This window comes from Enterobacter sp. RHBSTW-00318 (genome assembly GCF_014101375.1).
In the GTDB taxonomy this organism is placed as follows: domain Bacteria; phylum Pseudomonadota; class Gammaproteobacteria; order Enterobacterales; family Enterobacteriaceae; genus Enterobacter; species Enterobacter ludwigii.
This window is the reverse complement of record NZ_JABXQH010000001.1, coordinates 562,265-577,454: the sequence shown is the minus strand read 5'-3', so window position 1 is coordinate 577,454 and position 15,190 is coordinate 562,265. Positions and strand designations below refer to the sequence as shown.

Sequence of the window (15,190 nt, the reverse complement as noted above, 5' to 3'; positions counted from 1 at the left end):
CACAGACACACAAGTGGTCCTGACCCGATGTCGGGACCCACAGTATCCAAACTAATTCAGGAGATTGATTATTATGACGATTAAAGACGCTTTCCAGTTCGGCATTGAGCCAGTACGTATCACCGACACCGACAACATTCAGATTAACGAAGGTTTGCCAACTAACGCAGACCCTCAGGTCTACGCCTTTGAGCTGGCTAAACTGGTTAAGACAATGCTGAATGGTGTGCTGAAATCTGCTCAGGAGAACATCCCGTTCCCTGTAGAAGTCCTGCCTACCCGCAATAGCCTGCCTACTCCAATCATTGCTCACACTCTGGCTGATCGCTCTGTGGTCGTTCCTGTCCGTGGTGGTAAGCGACCTGAAGTCGTGACCGTTCCGTCTGGACAAGAAATCGTGGTCGAACCAATCGAGCAGGCTATTCTCATCTCTGAGCAGACCAAGCTCTGGGACGCCAAGTCATCCACCGGATTCACTCAGGGCACATTTCAGCAGGACGCTATGAACATCTGTGAGAATGTGGTCCGTACCATCAACGCTCGCATGGTCGACGTTCTGGAGTCCTCCAAACTGTTGAAGACCGTAGAGCTTCCTGTCCTGACTGGTAGCCTGACCGCTAAGGCAGACGCTATCATGGACGCTCTGTATGACAACACCGAGCCATCTTTCGGTTCTGAGGTTTCTGACTATGGCATTATCGCCCATGAGTCACACATCAAGGCTCTCTCTCGTCTGGCTGCTAAGCAGGGCTTCTCTGGTGAAGACGCTATCGTGGATATGCTGGGTACCGACATCGCGTATTACAACGGTGAGGACAAAGGTGTGTTCATGTTGGCTAAACGCTTCACGGCCCTGAGCTTCGGCTGCTTCCGTCACGACGGTGAGAATATTACGGTCGTCCTTTCACGTGATGGCGACTCTCAGTCCCACGACTTGGAAATCCTCGGTAAAGTGTTCGTTGTCGCTGAAGCTGCTACGACCGTCAAGATGGGCACTGGCTCAGCTACTGCCGTCCTGCCTGTAGTCAAACGCCTGAAGTTCACCAAGACCGAAGCGTAAGACCAATGGGTAAGAGCATTAGTAAAGGCTTCAGGTCCATCGCCAAGGGCCTGACAGGTGGTGCTGGGACTCAAGGTGGGGCTTCGGTCCCGCCTCCTGTAGCTCCTCCTGTAGCTCCTCCAGATGACGCTCAGCAAGCTGTAGTCGATACCCAAGGTCAGGAGACCGAGGGAGGTAAGACCATGAGCAGAGGTAAGTCTGGACTGAATATCAGCAGGACTTCAGGTGGTGGGCTATCACTGTGATTAACTAACTATGGTCTGGACCAATGGTCTGGACCTGTTGTTAATGTAATAATATAACATAACAGATAGGGGCTTTATGTCTATGACTTCCGCAGACCTGAAGTCCCTCCTGACTCTGGTCTATAAACTCGTGTTCCTCTCTGTGGGTCTCTACATGGTCCTCTCTGGTCGACTCGGTGTGGATGTGTTCGACACTCTGTCTAAGGCTGTGGGTGGACTTCTAGGTCCTTAGGTTTGGACTCACAGTGGGACCGATGGTTTCTGACAGAAAAATGTGAATGACCATCTAATACATTAAGCCAGCAGACTTCCCCCCATAGGCCCACCTCAAGTCCAGACCGAGGCCACCGGGGGTCCTGACCAGCCGTCTAGACATCCCGTCTAATGACACAAGTCTGGCACAAAGAATGACACAAGGTCTTGACTCAATGCAGGACCTCAGGCCTACTAAGGGTCCGCTTCAAGTCCTTGAAGTTCCAGATGAATTTGATCGGCACATCCAGCTTCTCTTTTCCCCGCACGCCGTCGCGCAGGGCGGTCATTTCGGGTCCGCGCGCGATGGCGTCGGTCCAGCTAAAGCATGAGATTTGCGTTTTCACCGGGTTATCCGGCAGTGGCATACGCTCAATGGTGATCGTGTAGGTCGATTCACGTGCGCCGCTGTTACCGCCGTTGATACCGACGTTTCCGGTCAAAATCGGCAACATGGCAATGGCGCGGGAGGTCAGCTCGCCGTTGGCCTGGCGCTGGGGGCCCCAGCCCTGACAGATGTAGGCCGGTTTGGTACTGCCAATTTCCCGTGCAAGCTTGATGATGCGCTCGGCCGGTATGCCTGTGATGCGCGAGGCCCATTCCGGCGTTTTGGCGATGCCATCGTCACCCTGACCGAGAATATACGCTTTGTAATGCCCGTTAGCAGGCGCACCTTCCGGCAGCGTTTTTTCGTCATAGCCGACGCAGTACGTGTCGAGGAACGGCTGATCGACAAGGTTTTCGTCGATCAGTACCCAGGCGATACCCGCGACCAGCGCGGCGTCCGTCCCCGGGCGAATCGGGATCCACTCGTCTTCGCGCCCGGCGGCGGTGTCGGTGTACCGCGGATCGATGACGATCATGCGCGCGTGAGAGCGCTCGCGGGCCTGCTCGAGATAATAGGTTATCCCGCCGCCGCTCATTCGCGTCTCTGCCGGGTTATTGCCGAACATCACTACCAGCTTCGTGTTTTCAATATCTGAGGTGCTGTTGCCGTCGTTGCTGCCGTAGGTGTAGGGCATTGCACAGGCTATTTGCGCGGTGCTGTAGGTGCCATAGTGGCTTAAAAAGCCGCCGTAGCAGTTCATCAGACGCGCGACCAGCGAAGCATAAGGGGAGGAGCGGGTGATATTGCCGCCCACAATGCCGGAGGAGTAGTTAATGTAGACCGCTTCGTTGCCGTATTTTTCGACGACATCTTTCAGGCTGCGGGTAAGGGTGTCCAGGGCTTCATCCCATGAGATACGCTCGAATTTGCCTTCACCGCGTTTCCCTACGCGCTTCATGGGGTAGTTCAGACGATCGGGGTGGTTGATCCGACGGCGAATAGAACGCCCGCGCAGGCAGGCGCGAACCTGATGATTGCCATAAATATCCTCACCGGTGTTATCCGTTTCGACCCAGTAAACTTCTTCATCACGGACGTGAAGACGCAGCGCACAACGGCTCCCGCAGTTGACCGAGCAGGCACCCCAGACCACTTTGTCTTCAGCGGGCTTTACGGCGTTTTGTACCGCGGCAGCGGCGCGTTTGAGGCCAAAAGGCAGTGAGATCCCTCCGGCGGCAAGTGCCAGAGAGCCTATTGCAGTGGATTTAACCAACGTTCGACGGCTGATCCCGCCGTGATTTTCGACATCGGACATAACTCACCCCATCATTTTAATTGCGTATTAATTGCGTATTATTTTCGCCCGTGATTACAACCGGGCTAATGATGGGGTGAATGTTACTTATTTGGAGGTATTAAATATTAATCCTCATCAAGTCAAAGGGAATTGGCCGCGAGAAAGTGATTAAAATCACTGAGGTTCGCCCTGACCATTATCCTGCATCCCTGATGCGGCACCGCTACCGGTGCGGGTATAGAGAATTTTAAAGGTATCGTTCGCACAATGACCGACTACCTGTGCATCCGGCTGGTCAGCCTGATCGTTTGGCACAATATTCAACGTAAAGCCGGACTCGGGCACGCCGTTATTGATGATTTTCTGCTGAATATCGCTTTTTACGCGCTCGCAGGAATCCGGGGCAGCCAGAGCCGCTGTAGAAGCGCTCATTAACAGCAGGGCGGTAATCCAGGGTAACCGTTTCATCTGTAGCTCCTTTTCTCTGTGTGTCGGTTAAGCTTAGCAGGGTTCGTGTAAGCTTTTGTTATTGGGGATAACTTTCTGAACAATCTTATACAGGTTTCCTGCGCTCATTTTCCCCAATTTCCATCAACACGTCCTGCGGGCGGTGATACCCGCCCGGCATCGCGACGCTAAGCGCGTTGCGTTTTGCTCTGCACCTGGCGTTCGCCGGAGTGATGCCGTAAGTCATCACACATCGCCTGTAACTCATTGAACAATCTTGCCACATGGAAACCATCGCACACGGAATGATGGACCTGCACGGCGAGGGGCAACAATACTTTTCCACCCTGGTTGTCGTATTTCCCCATCGTGAACATGGGGGCAAAAAAGTTCTTCATATTAGCTACGTTGATATTAAAACTGGTAAAACTTGACCAGGGGATCGCCGACACAAAAAATACATTTTCCCGCGACTCTTCCTTCGGCCAATAAGAAAGGCTATTACCATAGCGAGCAACATCTTCCGAATAAACGTTCTGGAAATGATCAATATTGCCATCGAAGTGACTCCATAAAGAAGAAAAGGTCTCCGTTTCATTATGGAAAATGGTATAGCTTGGATGAATTTCATTCCATATGACAAGTTCATTGTTCTTCATGGCCATACGGAATTCCGAATGGTTGTTGACGATTTTAGAAAGGAGGGAAATCATCGTCGGATAAAATTTCCAGCCCAGTTCTTTTATATCCTTGAGCAATGCGGTGATGTCTATTTGAACAGTTTGATTAAATGTAGATTGAGCAAAGGACTGAAATACCTCGAAATGTTCTTTTCTGGCCCAACGTGATAAGTCAACAGGCGTATATGCAGGGATTGTTTTTTTCATTTTTTTAACCTTTGATGAGCAATCAAAAATCAGCGTTTTGCCTACGTTTTTTCATGAATAAAGAAAGCATAGAGATTCCAGGCGGTTTTGGACGCGAACGCATTTGTGAGGGTAGCGCATCCTTATAGAGGAAGAAAGGGGATGGTAAACATTTAATATATCAAAGAATAAAGTTAGATGGCGCAATCTGCCGGCGTTTTCATGTTGTTAATATGTCACAGAATATCCGTCATGCGCTCAAAGCAGGTGTGTTTCCTGTTCAACGGCGGGCACAGCGCCTTCTCGTTCTGGCGAGGTTTTGCAGAGGGTAAGAGAGATTAATGCATTGATTGTACGTCTCTTTTCGCCTGACATTTTGCTATCGTGTGAACAACGGTATTTGCTAATATGATCGGGAATACTCTCCCTGATTCGGTAAATGATGTGAAGAACTACGCAGCGATAACGCTACTGGCAGCAACACTGGTGGGGTGCGACAACCCTTCCGCGCCGCTGTCGTTTACGCCCGAGATGGCGAGCTTCTCCAATGAATTTGATTTTGACCCTCTGCGCGGCCCGGTAAAAGACTTTACCCAGACACTGTTCAACGACAAAGGTGAAGTCTCCAAACGGGTAACCGGCACGATGTCGACGGAAGGGTGTTTCGATACCCTCGAACTGCACGACCTCGAGGCCAATACCGGCGTGGCGCTGGTACTGGATGCTAATTACTACCTTGATGCGGAAACCCAGCAGCGAAAAGTGAAACTGCAGGGGAAATGCCAGCTGGCTGAATTGCCGTCGGCGGGCGTAACGTGGGATACCGACGATAATGGGTTTGTGGTGGCGGCGCACGGCAAAGAGATGGAAGTGAAGTACCGCTATGATGCGGATGGCTATCCGCTGGGGAAAACCACCGTCTCCGGGGACCAGCATTTATCCGTCCAGTCGACGCCGTCTAAAGACCTTCGCAAAAGAATGGATTACTCCGCCGTGAGCATGCTGAATGACAAGCCGCTGGGCAACGTCAATCAGAGCTGCGATTACGATCGACACAATAATCCGGTGAGTTGCGATCTGACAATCACCGACAACAGCGTGAAGCCCGCCGTTGAGCGCAAGTACACCATTAAGAACAGTATTGAATACTACTGAGAAAAAGCCGCGCAGGTTACTGCGCGGTGGGTTTCAGCAGGCTGGCGCCTGACGGTTTGTGTCCGGCCAGGTGCTGATGCTGGAAGATGCACATGCGAATGGTGTTGCGGTATTCACCGTTGATAAAGAACTCGTGAACCAGTTCGCCTTCCACCATAAAGCCCAGCTTGCGGTAGATATGGATTGCTTTCTCGTTCTCTTTATCCACGATGAGATAAAGCTTGTAGAGATTGAGGACGTTGAATCCGTAATCCATCGCCAGCTTCGCCGCCCGCGTGGCAAGACCTTTCCCCTGATGCTCAGGTGAAATGATAATCTGGAATTCTGCCCGACGATGAACGTGGTTGATCTCAACCAGTTCCACCAGACCGGCTTTTTCACCTTCACACTCCACGACAAAACGGCGTTCGCTCTGATCGTGAATGTGCTTATCGTAGAGATCCGACAGCTCAACAAACGCCTCGTAAGGCTCTTCGAACCAGTAGCGCATCACGCTGGCGTTATTGTCGAGCTGGTGGACGAAGCGCAGGTCTTCACGCTCCAGCGGGCGGAGCTTAACGTCACAATGCACTGACATTATGGCGCGACCGTGCGGCCAGTACGACGATCCAGGCAGCGCAGGGTATTTGGCTCCCAGTAGGCGTTAACGTTGGCACTTTGCTGACACTTATCGCGCGCGTCGAAAGCGACATCTTCTTTGTCCCACTCTTTTTCAACACGTTTGTTCACCTTCTGGCGAAGGCTACGGGTGTCATTCCATTGTTCTTTGTCCATGGCGGCGTTCTGACGGCTTTGCGCGCTGTCACCAGACTCAATAATGAGTTTGTTGGTTTCAGCGGTGGCAGAGGCGGCAAAGGCGAACGATGACAGCGCCAGCAGGGCTGTCAGACAAAGGCGTTTGCTTAATGTAGTCATAGCGTTTCCTTTTAAATGGGCGCAGATAATTAAGTTATCCCGTTCAGATTCTACACCAAAGAGAAATAACGGCATACCCGCGGCACGGGTATGGAAAAGTAAACGATATCATCAGGTATGATGTCTAAATAAATCATCACATGACCGTAAATATGCTCAAAACCACTCTGCTTTTTTTTGCCACCGCGCTGTGTGAAATCATCGGCTGCTTCCTTCCGTGGCTCTGGCTGAAGAAGGGGGCAACTGTATTCCTGCTGATCCCGGCGGGCATTGCGCTGGCCCTGTTTGTCTGGCTGTTGACGCTGCACCCGGCGGCCAGCGGGCGCGTCTACGCCGCTTATGGCGGGGTTTATGTCTGTACCGCGCTGCTGTGGTTACGCGTGGTGGATGGTGTGAAGCTCAGCGCGTATGACTGGGCCGGGGCGCTGGTTGCACTGTGCGGCATGTTGATTATTGTTGCCGGATGGGGGCGCGCCTGAGCGCCCGATTTTTTTGTGACCGTTCGCTGATTTTATGATCATTATACTTGTATGGTAGTAGTGCAGAAGAGTAAGTTTCCAGCATCACAATGAGCGATGTAAGGAAATGGATTATGAAGATTGTCGGGGCTGAAGTCTTTGTTACCTGCCCGGGGCGTAACTTTGTCACCCTTAAGATTACCACCGACGAGGGCATCGTCGGCCTGGGTGATGCCACCCTCAACGGACGTGAACTTTCGGTGGCCTCTTATCTGAAAGATCACCTTTGCCCGCAGTTGATCGGCCGTGATGCGCACCGCATTGAGGATATCTGGCAGTTCTTCTATAAAGGCGCCTACTGGCGTCGTGGTCCGGTCACCATGTCGGCCATTTCCGCCGTGGATATGGCACTGTGGGATATCAAAGCCAAAGCGGCCAATATGCCGCTCTACCAGCTGTTGGGCGGCGCATCCCGGGAAGGGGTGATGGTCTATTGTCATACCACCGGGCACTCCATCGATGACGTGCTGGAAGATTACGCCCGGCATAAAGAGATGGGCTTTAAGGCAATCCGCGTCCAGTGCGGCGTGCCGGGTATGAAAACCACCTATGGCATGTCGAAAGGTAAAGGGCTGGCCTACGAGCCCGCCACTAAAGGTGACTGGCCGGAAGAGCAGCTCTGGTCCACTGAAAAATACCTCGATTTCACACCGAAGCTGTTCGATGCGGTGCGCAGTAAATTTGGCTTTAATGAGCATCTTTTGCACGACATGCACCACCGTTTGACCCCGATTGAGGCGGCGCGATTCGGTAAGAGCATTGAAGCATTCCGTATGTTCTGGATGGAAGATCCTACGCCTGCGGAAAACCAGGCCTGCTTCCGTCTGATCCGTCAGCACACGGTCACGCCGATTGCGGTTGGGGAAGTGTTTAACAGCATCTGGGACTGCAAGCAGCTTATTGAAGAGCAGCTTATCGACTATATCCGCACCACCATTACCCACGCGGGCGGCATCACCGGCATGCGGCGCATCGCGGACTTCGCCTCGCTTTATCAGGTGCGTACCGGTTCACATGGACCGTCGGATCTGTCGCCTGTTTGCCACGCCGCCGCGCTGCATTTTGACCTGTGGGTGCCAAACTTTGGTGTACAGGAATATATGGGTTACTCCGAACAAATGCTGGAGGTCTTCCCGCACAGCTGGCGCTTTGATAATGGCTATATGCATCCGGGCGACAAACCCGGGCTGGGTATTGAATTTGACGAAAAACTGGCGGCGAAATACCCGTACGATCCTGCCTATCTTCCGGTTGCCCGTCTCGAAGATGGCACGTTGTGGAACTGGTAAACGAGGAGCGAACGATGAAAAGCGTAGTGATTCAACAACCCAATGCACTGGTGATTGAAGATCGTCCACTCCCGGAACCCGCGGCAGGTGAAGTGCGCGTCAACGTCAAACTGGCCGGTATTTGCGGTTCAGACAGCCATATTTACCGCGGGCATAATCCGTTTGCGCGATACCCGCGCGTGATTGGCCATGAATTTTTTGGTGAGATTGATGCCGTTGGTGAGGGAGTTGACCCGGCCCGCGTGGGCGAGCGCGTCTCGGTTGACCCGGTGATCAGCTGCGGACACTGCTATCCGTGCTCCGTGGGCAAACCCAATGTCTGTACCTCTCTGGTGGTGCTGGGCGTTCATCGCGACGGAGGCTTTAGTGAGTATGCCGTCGTACCGGCAAAAAATGCCTGGGTTGTTCCGGATGCTATTCCAGATAAACACGCGGTAATGATTGAGCCGTTCACGATTGCCGCTAACGTGACGGGGCACGCACAACCCACCGGGCAGGATATCGCCCTGATCTACGGCGCAGGTCCCATGGGGCTTGTCACCGTCCAGGCGCTGAAAGGTGTCTATAAGGTGAAGCAGGTTATCGTTGTCGATCGGATCAATGAACGGCTGGCGATGGCGCAACGCAGCGGCGCGGACTGGGTGTTCAACAACGCAGAGCTGTCGTTACAGGCGGCGCTGGAAGAAAAAGGGATCAAACCGACGCTTATTATTGACGCAGCCTGTCATCCGACAATTTTACAGGAAGCCATCACAATTGCCTCTCCGGCGGCACGCATCGTGCTGATGGGGTTTTCCAGCGACCCAAGCCAGATTGTTCAGCAGGGGATCACCGGAAAAGAGCTGGCGATATTCTCATCACGGCTGAATGCCAACAAATTCCCCGTCGTCATCGACTGGCTGGAAAAGGGGTTGATCGACCCGGACAAACTGATCACCCACACTTTTGACTATCACCACGTAACAGACGCCATCGAACGGTTTGAAAAAGACCAGCGGCAGTGCTGCAAAGTCTTACTCACGTTCGGGCAATAATAATTCACGCGGTTAAGAGCCTGCGCAGACAGGCTCTGAGTGGTACGCATCTTACCTTGCAGAGATAGCCATTATGACGCAAACACAACCACAAAGAACGACTTCAGATCTGGTGAAAGCCGCCGTTTCCGGCTGGCTGGGCACCGCACTGGAGTTTATGGATTTCCAGCTCTATTCGCTGGGGGCCGCACTGGTATTCCATGAGATCTTCTTCCCGGAACAATCGGCCGCAATGGCGCTGATTCTGGCGATGGGGACGTACGGCGCAGGCTATATCGCGCGCATTGTCGGCGCCTTTATCTTCGGGCGAATGGGCGACAGCATTGGCCGAAAAAAGGTGCTGTTTATCACCATTACTATGATGGGGATCTGCACGACCCTGATCGGGGTCTTGCCGACCTACGCGCAGATTGGGATTTTCGCGCCCGTCCTGTTAGTGACGCTGCGTATCATCCAGGGGCTGGGAGCAGGGGCTGAAATCTCCGGTGCCGGGACCATGCTGGCGGAGTACGCCCCTAAAGGGAAACGCGGCATTATCTCCTCGCTGGTGGCGATGGGCACCAACTGCGGGACGCTAAGTGCAACGGCTATCTGGGCAATTATGTTCTTCGCCCTCGACCGCGAACAGTTGGTTGCCTGGGGCTGGCGTGTACCGTTTCTTGCAAGCGTGGTGGTAATGATCTTCGCAATCTGGCTGCGAATGAACCTCAAGGAGAGCCCGGTATTTGAAAAAGTGAACGAGGCTGAGACAACCGCACTGGTGACAAAACATGATTTATCATTTGCAGCGATGGTGAAGAGTAAGTCCTTCTGGCTGGCAACCGGGCTGCGTTTTGGTCAGGCGGGGAATTCGGGTCTGATCCAGACGTTTCTTGCCGGGTATCTGGTTCAGACGCTGCTGTTCGATAAAGCGATCCCCACCGATGCGCTGATGATAAGCTCAATTCTCGGGTTTATCTCTATCCCGCTGTTGGGCTGGCTCTCCGATAAAGTGGGGCGTCGTCTGCCGTACATTCTGCTCAATATCTCCGCTATTATTCTGGCGTACCCGATGCTGTCGATTATCGTTGATAAGAGCTATGCGCCGGGTGTGATCATGCTTTCCATCATCGTTATCCATAATTTCGCCGTACTGGGACTGTTCGCCCTGGAAAACATCACGATGGCGGAGATGTTTGGCTCGCGTAACCGCTTTACCCGGATGGCTATCTCAAAAGAGGCGGGCGGGCTGGTGGCGGTAGGCTTCGGGCCAGTGCTCGCCGGGATCTTCTGCAATATGACCGGTTCCTGGTGGCCAATTGTCGCCATGATGATCGCCTACTCCGTGATTGGGCTGATCGCCGCCATCTGCATGCCAGAGGTCTGCGATCGTGATTTGAGCGTGGCGGAAGATGCGGCGGAGGGGCCGGCACGTGATTCCGTCGGCTATGGGGCGGTTTCATCGCGGCGGTAATGGTTTATATCTTGAGTGACCTGTCACACAACTTTATGTTTATGTCACACCACATGCGTAAAAGTTAATATAAATCAAAATCTCAAACTGCAGGATCAGTATGGTTAATGGCAGTTCTTTTTTACCCCGACTGCCATTCTAGTTGGTGTAGTCAGCAGGCGCTGCTGCTCGTTTAGAGCGGCAGCGAATCCCAGCGTACATAACTTAACGAGTCTTAATCATGGAAAACCGGTTATTACAGGCGAAAGCGACGCTTCCTCAGTACGATCGCGATCGCCTCAAGGCACGCATTGTTCATTTAGGGTTTGGCGCATTTCACCGTGCGCATCAGGCGGTGTACGCCGACATTCTCGCCGCGGAACACAACAGCGACTGGGGTTACTGTGAGGTAAACCTGATTGGCGGTGAACAGCAGATTGCCGATTTGAACGCACAGGATCATCTCTACACCGTGGCGGAAATGTCTGCCGATGCGTGGACATCGCGGGTGGTGGGCGTGGTCAGGAACGCACTGCATGCCCAGGTTGACGGGCTGGAACGCGTGCTGGCCGCACTGTGTGAGCCGCAGGTGGCGATTGTCTCGCTCACCATTACTGAAAAGGGATATTGCCACTCGCCGGCGACCGGGACACTGATGCTCGATCACCCGTTAATCACCACCGACCTGCAAAACCCGCATCAGCCGAAATCTGCGCCGGGTGTGGTGGTGGAAGCACTCGCGCGACGCAAAGCTGCCGGGCTGCCCGCGTTTAGCGTCATGTCCTGTGACAATATGCCGGAGAACGGTCACGTCATGCGTAATGTGACCTGCGCTTATGCCCGCGCGGTTGACGGCGAGCTGGCAGACTGGATTGAATCCAGCGTCACTTTCCCGTCCACCATGGTGGATCGCATTGTTCCCGCGGTTACACCGGAGACGCTGGATAAAATTGAACAGCTGACCGGCGTTCGTGACCCGGCAGGCGTGGCGTGCGAACCGTTCCGTCAGTGGGTGATTGAGGACAACTTTGTCGCAGGCCGTCCACAGTGGGAAAAGGCCGGGGCGGAGCTGGTTTCAGACGTCATTCCGTTTGAAGAGATGAAGCTGCGCATGCTTAACGGCAGTCACTCTTTCCTCGCGTATCTTGGCTATCTGGCGGGGTACCCGCATATCAACGACTGCATGGAAGACGCGCACTACCGTACTGCCGCCCATGCGCTGATGCTGAACGAGCAGGCGCCGACCTTAAAAGTGAAAGGCGTTGATTTAGGCCACTATGCTGACCTGTTGATTGCCCGCTACAGCAACCCGGCGTTACGTCACCGTACCTGGCAAATCGCGATGGACGGCAGCCAGAAGCTCCCGCAGCGTATGCTCGATTCCGTGCGCTGGCATCTGGTGCATCAAAAAAGCTTCCCGCTGTTGGCATTAGGCATTGCAGGCTGGATGCGGTATGTCGGTGGTGTCGATGAGCAGGGCAACGCTATCGACGTGAGCGACCCGCAGCTGGCGGTCATTCAGGCGGCGGTGAAGGGAAGTGCTGAGGGCGAAGACCGGGTGAAGGCGCTGCTGGGCATTGAGGCCATTTTTGGCAAAGAACTCCCGCATGAAACCGTCTTTGTGGATGCGGTAATGCGTGCTTACCAGACGTTACTGCAAAAAGGTGCAAAAGCCACGGTCGCAGAGTACGCGGCGAACGGCTAAGTCATCACATGCCGCCGCATGCGGCGGCATGATGTCGCATGAATCAGTGCATACCCAGGCGAATCAGTTCAATCGGTTCGAACTTACCTTCGCAACCTTCCACTTCTACCGTTTTGCTGCGACGCACCTGCGCGGCATCCAGCCCTTCGCTGTGGATCGCTTTAATCACGCCGGTGTGTCCTGTGCCATTGATCATTACACGGCTGCCGGTGGTAATTGCGTTACGGTTACGGTCGTATGTCATCATGGTATTTTCTCCTCTCTCACTTATCCGTTACGGCGCTATTTCAGGTTTCACCGTTCACGGGGCACTATAAATACGCCTGTCTGCATCTCATTTTTTTGTTTTTGATCAAACTCACACTTTTTTCTCAATATTGGTGGGTGCTGACGGTTCACGACAGCAATTTACAAAGCCCACATTTATTTTCCTTTATTGATAGTTTCTGCGGGCAAGCGTTTAGGGTTTGTTTATATTCCGGCTGTCATTCTTGAAGCAGGGAATACCCCTTTCACAGGAATAAGGAGTCAGGCTTATGTATAAGAAGATTTTAATGCCTGTTGATGTATTTGAAATGGAATTGAGCGACAAAGCGGTTCGCCACGCGGCCAACCTTGCAAAGGCGGAAGGTGCGTCGATTACGCTGGTGAACATTCTCCCCAACAGCAGCCGCTCGTTGCTGCGCGGATTCAACGCCGATATCAAAAAGTTTGAAGCGTTTATGACCGCAGAATCCGGGAAGAAAATGAACGAGCTAAAAAGGCTGTTTGATCTCCCCGGGGAGAATATCCACAGCCTGGTCTGCTTTGGCAACGTGCGTGACGAAATTATCAAACTGAGCAAAGAAGGGGAATATGACGTGATCGTCATCGGGTCGAAAAAACCGAGCATCAGCACCCATCTGCTCGGTTCAAATGCGGAATCTATCCTGCGCTATGCGAGTATTCCGGTGCTGGTGGTTCGCTAATCTCTTCGCCGCAACCGAAACGGGGGCGGCGTATTTTACTCTTCGCTAAACCAGTCGCTGTTTTCCTGACGAATTAACTGTACGGATTCGCTGATTTCCTGCAGGTGCAGCGTCATCGCTTTTTCTACACCGTCCTGATCGCGTTTTTCCAGCGCACTGAAAATATCATGATGCTGTCGGAGCAACATTTCCGGTGGTGAGACGTGGTCGAGGCTCATATAGCGCACGCGGTCGATGGTGGCTTTGATGTTTTCAATCGTGTCCCAGGCCAGCTGACAGTCTGCAATTTGCGCCAGCTTCTGGTGAAACTCGTCATCAAGCTGGAAGAAGTCGTTGAGCTGTTTGCGGTCAATCGCAATACGCTGCTGATGCAGGTTTTGCTCCAGCAGGTAGCACTGGTTGTCATCAATCAAGGATGCGGCCCGGCGCGCCACCGCGCACTCAATGGCCTGACGGACAAAACACCCGTTACGCACCTGGGAGAGCGAGATTTTGTTCACATAGCTGCCGCGCTGCGGGCGGATCTGAATCAGACCGTTTTCTGCAAGCTTGATAAACGCCTCACGCACGGGCTGGCGGGACACGTCAAACCGCACGGACACCTCTTTTTCAGAGAGCGGCGTTCCGGGTGGGATCAGGCAATGGACAATATCACGTCGCAAAATGCGATAGATTTGCTGGTTTACGGGCTGGGTAGGATTGAGTTGCGATTCAGCGGCCATGAGTTGTCATTTCTCAGAGAGTTAGCCTGAACATACTACCATTCTTTTATGGCCTGAAACAGACCCGGCCCGCAGGCCGGGAAGGGCAATGTTAGCCACGATGGACGCTAAGTCCGCCAAAACTCTGGCTGACTGGCATCATTTCTACCGTGTTAATGTTGACGTGTTTTGGCAGCGTTGCCACCCACCAGACCGCTTCGGTGACATCTTCCGGCGTCAGGGCGTTCGCATTCTCGTAGGTTTTGTCTGCTTTCGCGTCATCACCTTTAAACCGAACGTTAGAAAATTCGGTTCCGCCTACCAGGCCCGGCTCAATATCGGTCACGCGAATGGCGGTGCCGTGCAGATCGGTACGCAGGTTAAGGCTGAACTGACGCACGAAGGCTTTGGTCGCGCCATAAACATTACCGCCCGCATAAGGCCAGCTTCCGGCGGTAGAACCGATGTTAATAATGTGGCCGCGATTGCGCTCAACCATGCCTGGCAGCACGGCGCGGGTCATGTACACCAGCCCTTTGTTGTTCGTGTCGATCATGTTTTCCCAGTCTTCGACGCTGGCTTTGTGGGCAGGCTCCATACCGAGCGCCAGACCGGCATTGTTGACCAGCAGGTCAATGGCACGCCATTCGGCCGGCAGGTTAGCAATCATCTCTTCGATGGCGGCACGGTTACGGACATCAAGCTGCGCGGTCAGGATGCTGTCACCCAGTTCATCTTTCAGCTCCTGCAGACGCTCCTGACGACGACCCGTCGCAATCACCTTATGCCCGTTGGCGACGAAGCGACGCGTGATGCTTTCACCAAAACCTGCCGTTGCCCCGGTAACTAAAATAATCATCTCACTGTTCCTCAACGCTTTTTGTGTTGTACTAACATAGCACGGCCGCGAAGGATGCGTTAAGGCAACATTTGTATGACGGCATTGCAGGCAGTGGCGGCCTGGCCTACTCTGGGAAG

15 protein-coding genes and 1 pseudogene are annotated in these 15,190 nt (G+C 53.3%); 8 read left to right on the top strand and 8 right to left on the bottom strand.

The features are described from left to right. Positions 1 to 70 precede the first annotated feature (70 nt). Positions 71 to 1,060: a hypothetical protein gene (locus HV157_RS02815; protein ID WP_182268664.1), complete on the top strand. Its 990-nt coding sequence runs from the start codon at positions 71 to 73 to the stop codon at positions 1,058 to 1,060. A gap of 715 nt (positions 1,061 to 1,775) precedes the next feature. Here HV157_RS02815 and HV157_RS02810 read toward each other — a convergent pair. The 3 genes and pseudogenes from HV157_RS02810 to catA all read right to left on the bottom strand — a co-directional run. Beyond that, positions 1,776 to 3,200 (bottom strand): annotated as a pseudogene (locus HV157_RS02810) (molybdopterin-dependent oxidoreductase); the annotation flags it as partial. Positions 3,201 to 3,356: 156 nt separating this feature from the next. Further along, on the bottom strand, positions 3,357 to 3,650 hold the full coding sequence (locus HV157_RS02805; protein ID WP_014169881.1) for a DUF1161 domain-containing protein: 294 nt from the start codon (positions 3,648 to 3,650) through the stop codon (positions 3,357 to 3,359). 167 nt (positions 3,651 to 3,817) lie between these two features. After that, the gene (gene catA, locus HV157_RS02800) at positions 3,818 to 4,516 is read right to left on the bottom strand and encodes a type A chloramphenicol O-acetyltransferase (protein ID WP_182268536.1); all 699 of its coding nucleotides are present in this window, start codon (positions 4,514 to 4,516) and stop codon (positions 3,818 to 3,820) included. Between the two features lie 387 nt (positions 4,517 to 4,903). Between catA and HV157_RS02795 the strand changes: the two genes are divergently transcribed. Then, a complete protein-coding gene (locus HV157_RS02795; protein ID WP_032670404.1) occupies positions 4,904 to 5,650 on the top strand; it encodes a YnfC family lipoprotein in 747 nt (248 codons plus the stop codon). A gap of 16 nt (positions 5,651 to 5,666) precedes the next feature. Here the strand turns inward: HV157_RS02795 and speG are convergent, their stop codons facing one another. Next, on the bottom strand, positions 5,667 to 6,227 hold the full coding sequence (gene speG / locus HV157_RS02790; protein WP_014169885.1) for a spermidine N1-acetyltransferase: 561 nt from the start codon (positions 6,225 to 6,227) through the stop codon (positions 5,667 to 5,669). Beyond that, a complete protein-coding gene (locus HV157_RS02785) occupies positions 6,227 to 6,565 on the bottom strand; it encodes a DUF1283 family protein (RefSeq protein ID WP_182268537.1) in 339 nt (112 codons plus the stop codon). The genes speG and HV157_RS02785 overlap by 1 nt, the downstream gene beginning before the upstream one ends. Positions 6,566 to 6,717: 152 nt before the next feature. On the opposite strand from HV157_RS02785, the gene HV157_RS02780 reads away from it, so the two are divergent. From HV157_RS02780 to HV157_RS02760, 5 genes are all read left to right on the top strand, one after another. Beyond that, on the top strand, positions 6,718 to 7,044 hold the full coding sequence (locus HV157_RS02780; protein WP_025204305.1) for a YnfA family protein: 327 nt from the start codon (positions 6,718 to 6,720) through the stop codon (positions 7,042 to 7,044). 113 nt (positions 7,045 to 7,157) lie between these two features. After that, the gene (gene rspA, locus HV157_RS02775; RefSeq protein ID WP_020884262.1) at positions 7,158 to 8,372 is read left to right on the top strand and encodes a starvation-sensing protein RspA; all 1,215 of its coding nucleotides are present in this window, start codon (positions 7,158 to 7,160) and stop codon (positions 8,370 to 8,372) included. Between the two features lie 14 nt (positions 8,373 to 8,386). Further along, the gene (locus HV157_RS02770; RefSeq protein ID WP_025204304.1) at positions 8,387 to 9,406 is read left to right on the top strand and encodes a Zn-dependent oxidoreductase; all 1,020 of its coding nucleotides are present in this window, start codon (positions 8,387 to 8,389) and stop codon (positions 9,404 to 9,406) included. A gap of 73 nt (positions 9,407 to 9,479) precedes the next feature. Beyond that, positions 9,480 to 10,859, top strand: a complete 1,380-nt coding sequence (locus HV157_RS02765; protein ID WP_182268538.1) for an MFS transporter — start codon at positions 9,480 to 9,482, stop codon at positions 10,857 to 10,859. Positions 10,860 to 11,079: 220 nt separating this feature from the next. Beyond that, entirely contained in the window at positions 11,080 to 12,543 is a 1,464-nt protein-coding gene (locus tag HV157_RS02760) for a fructuronate reductase (protein ID WP_182268539.1), read from the top strand. A gap of 43 nt (positions 12,544 to 12,586) precedes the next feature. Here HV157_RS02760 and ydfZ read toward each other — a convergent pair whose 3' ends face one another. After that, a complete protein-coding gene (gene ydfZ, locus HV157_RS02755; protein ID WP_013096785.1) occupies positions 12,587 to 12,790 on the bottom strand; it encodes a putative selenium delivery protein YdfZ in 204 nt (67 codons plus the stop codon). A 289-nt stretch (positions 12,791 to 13,079) separates the two neighbouring features. Between ydfZ and HV157_RS02750 the strand changes: the two genes are divergently transcribed. Continuing rightward, on the top strand, positions 13,080 to 13,511 hold the full coding sequence (locus HV157_RS02750; RefSeq protein ID WP_182378393.1) for a universal stress protein: 432 nt from the start codon (positions 13,080 to 13,082) through the stop codon (positions 13,509 to 13,511). A 35-nt stretch (positions 13,512 to 13,546) separates the two neighbouring features. Here HV157_RS02750 and HV157_RS02745 read toward each other — a convergent pair whose 3' ends face one another. Together HV157_RS02745 and ydfG are read right to left on the bottom strand one after the other, a co-directional pair. After that, on the bottom strand, positions 13,547 to 14,233 hold the full coding sequence (locus HV157_RS02745; protein ID WP_014169893.1) for a GntR family transcriptional regulator: 687 nt from the start codon (positions 14,231 to 14,233) through the stop codon (positions 13,547 to 13,549). Positions 14,234 to 14,324: 91 nt separating this feature from the next. After that, entirely contained in the window at positions 14,325 to 15,071 is a 747-nt protein-coding gene (gene ydfG, locus HV157_RS02740) for a bifunctional NADP-dependent 3-hydroxy acid dehydrogenase/3-hydroxypropionate dehydrogenase YdfG (RefSeq protein ID WP_020884259.1), read from the bottom strand. Positions 15,072 to 15,190 lie beyond the last annotated feature (119 nt).

What these genes read in the sequence shown, in the direction of transcription:
- ydfZ (WP_013096785.1), bottom strand. Translation starts at nt 12,790, where the DNA reads ATGATGACATACGACCGTAACCGTAACGCAATTACCACCGGCAGCCGT.
- HV157_RS02780 (WP_025204305.1), top strand. Translation starts at nt 6,718, where the DNA reads ATGCTCAAAACCACTCTGCTTTTTTTTGCCACCGCGCTGTGTGAAATC.
- HV157_RS02760 (WP_182268539.1), top strand. Translation starts at nt 11,080, where the DNA reads ATGGAAAACCGGTTATTACAGGCGAAAGCGACGCTTCCTCAGTACGAT.
- HV157_RS02805 (WP_014169881.1), bottom strand. Translation starts at nt 3,650, where the DNA reads ATGAAACGGTTACCCTGGATTACCGCCCTGCTGTTAATGAGCGCTTCT.
- rspA (WP_020884262.1), top strand. Translation starts at nt 7,158, where the DNA reads ATGAAGATTGTCGGGGCTGAAGTCTTTGTTACCTGCCCGGGGCGTAAC.
- HV157_RS02750 (WP_182378393.1), top strand. Translation starts at nt 13,080, where the DNA reads ATGTATAAGAAGATTTTAATGCCTGTTGATGTATTTGAAATGGAATTG.
- ydfG (WP_020884259.1), bottom strand. Translation starts at nt 15,071, where the DNA reads ATGATTATTTTAGTTACCGGGGCAACGGCAGGTTTTGGTGAAAGCATC.
- HV157_RS02795 (WP_032670404.1), top strand. Translation starts at nt 4,904, where the DNA reads ATGATCGGGAATACTCTCCCTGATTCGGTAAATGATGTGAAGAACTAC.
- HV157_RS02770 (WP_025204304.1), top strand. Translation starts at nt 8,387, where the DNA reads ATGAAAAGCGTAGTGATTCAACAACCCAATGCACTGGTGATTGAAGAT.
- HV157_RS02745 (WP_014169893.1), bottom strand. Translation starts at nt 14,233, where the DNA reads ATGGCCGCTGAATCGCAACTCAATCCTACCCAGCCCGTAAACCAGCAA.
- HV157_RS02765 (WP_182268538.1), top strand. Translation starts at nt 9,480, where the DNA reads ATGACGCAAACACAACCACAAAGAACGACTTCAGATCTGGTGAAAGCC.
- catA (WP_182268536.1), bottom strand. Translation starts at nt 4,516, where the DNA reads ATGAAAAAAACAATCCCTGCATATACGCCTGTTGACTTATCACGTTGG.
- HV157_RS02785 (WP_182268537.1), bottom strand. Translation starts at nt 6,565, where the DNA reads ATGACTACATTAAGCAAACGCCTTTGTCTGACAGCCCTGCTGGCGCTG.
- speG (WP_014169885.1), bottom strand. Translation starts at nt 6,227, where the DNA reads ATGTCAGTGCATTGTGACGTTAAGCTCCGCCCGCTGGAGCGTGAAGAC.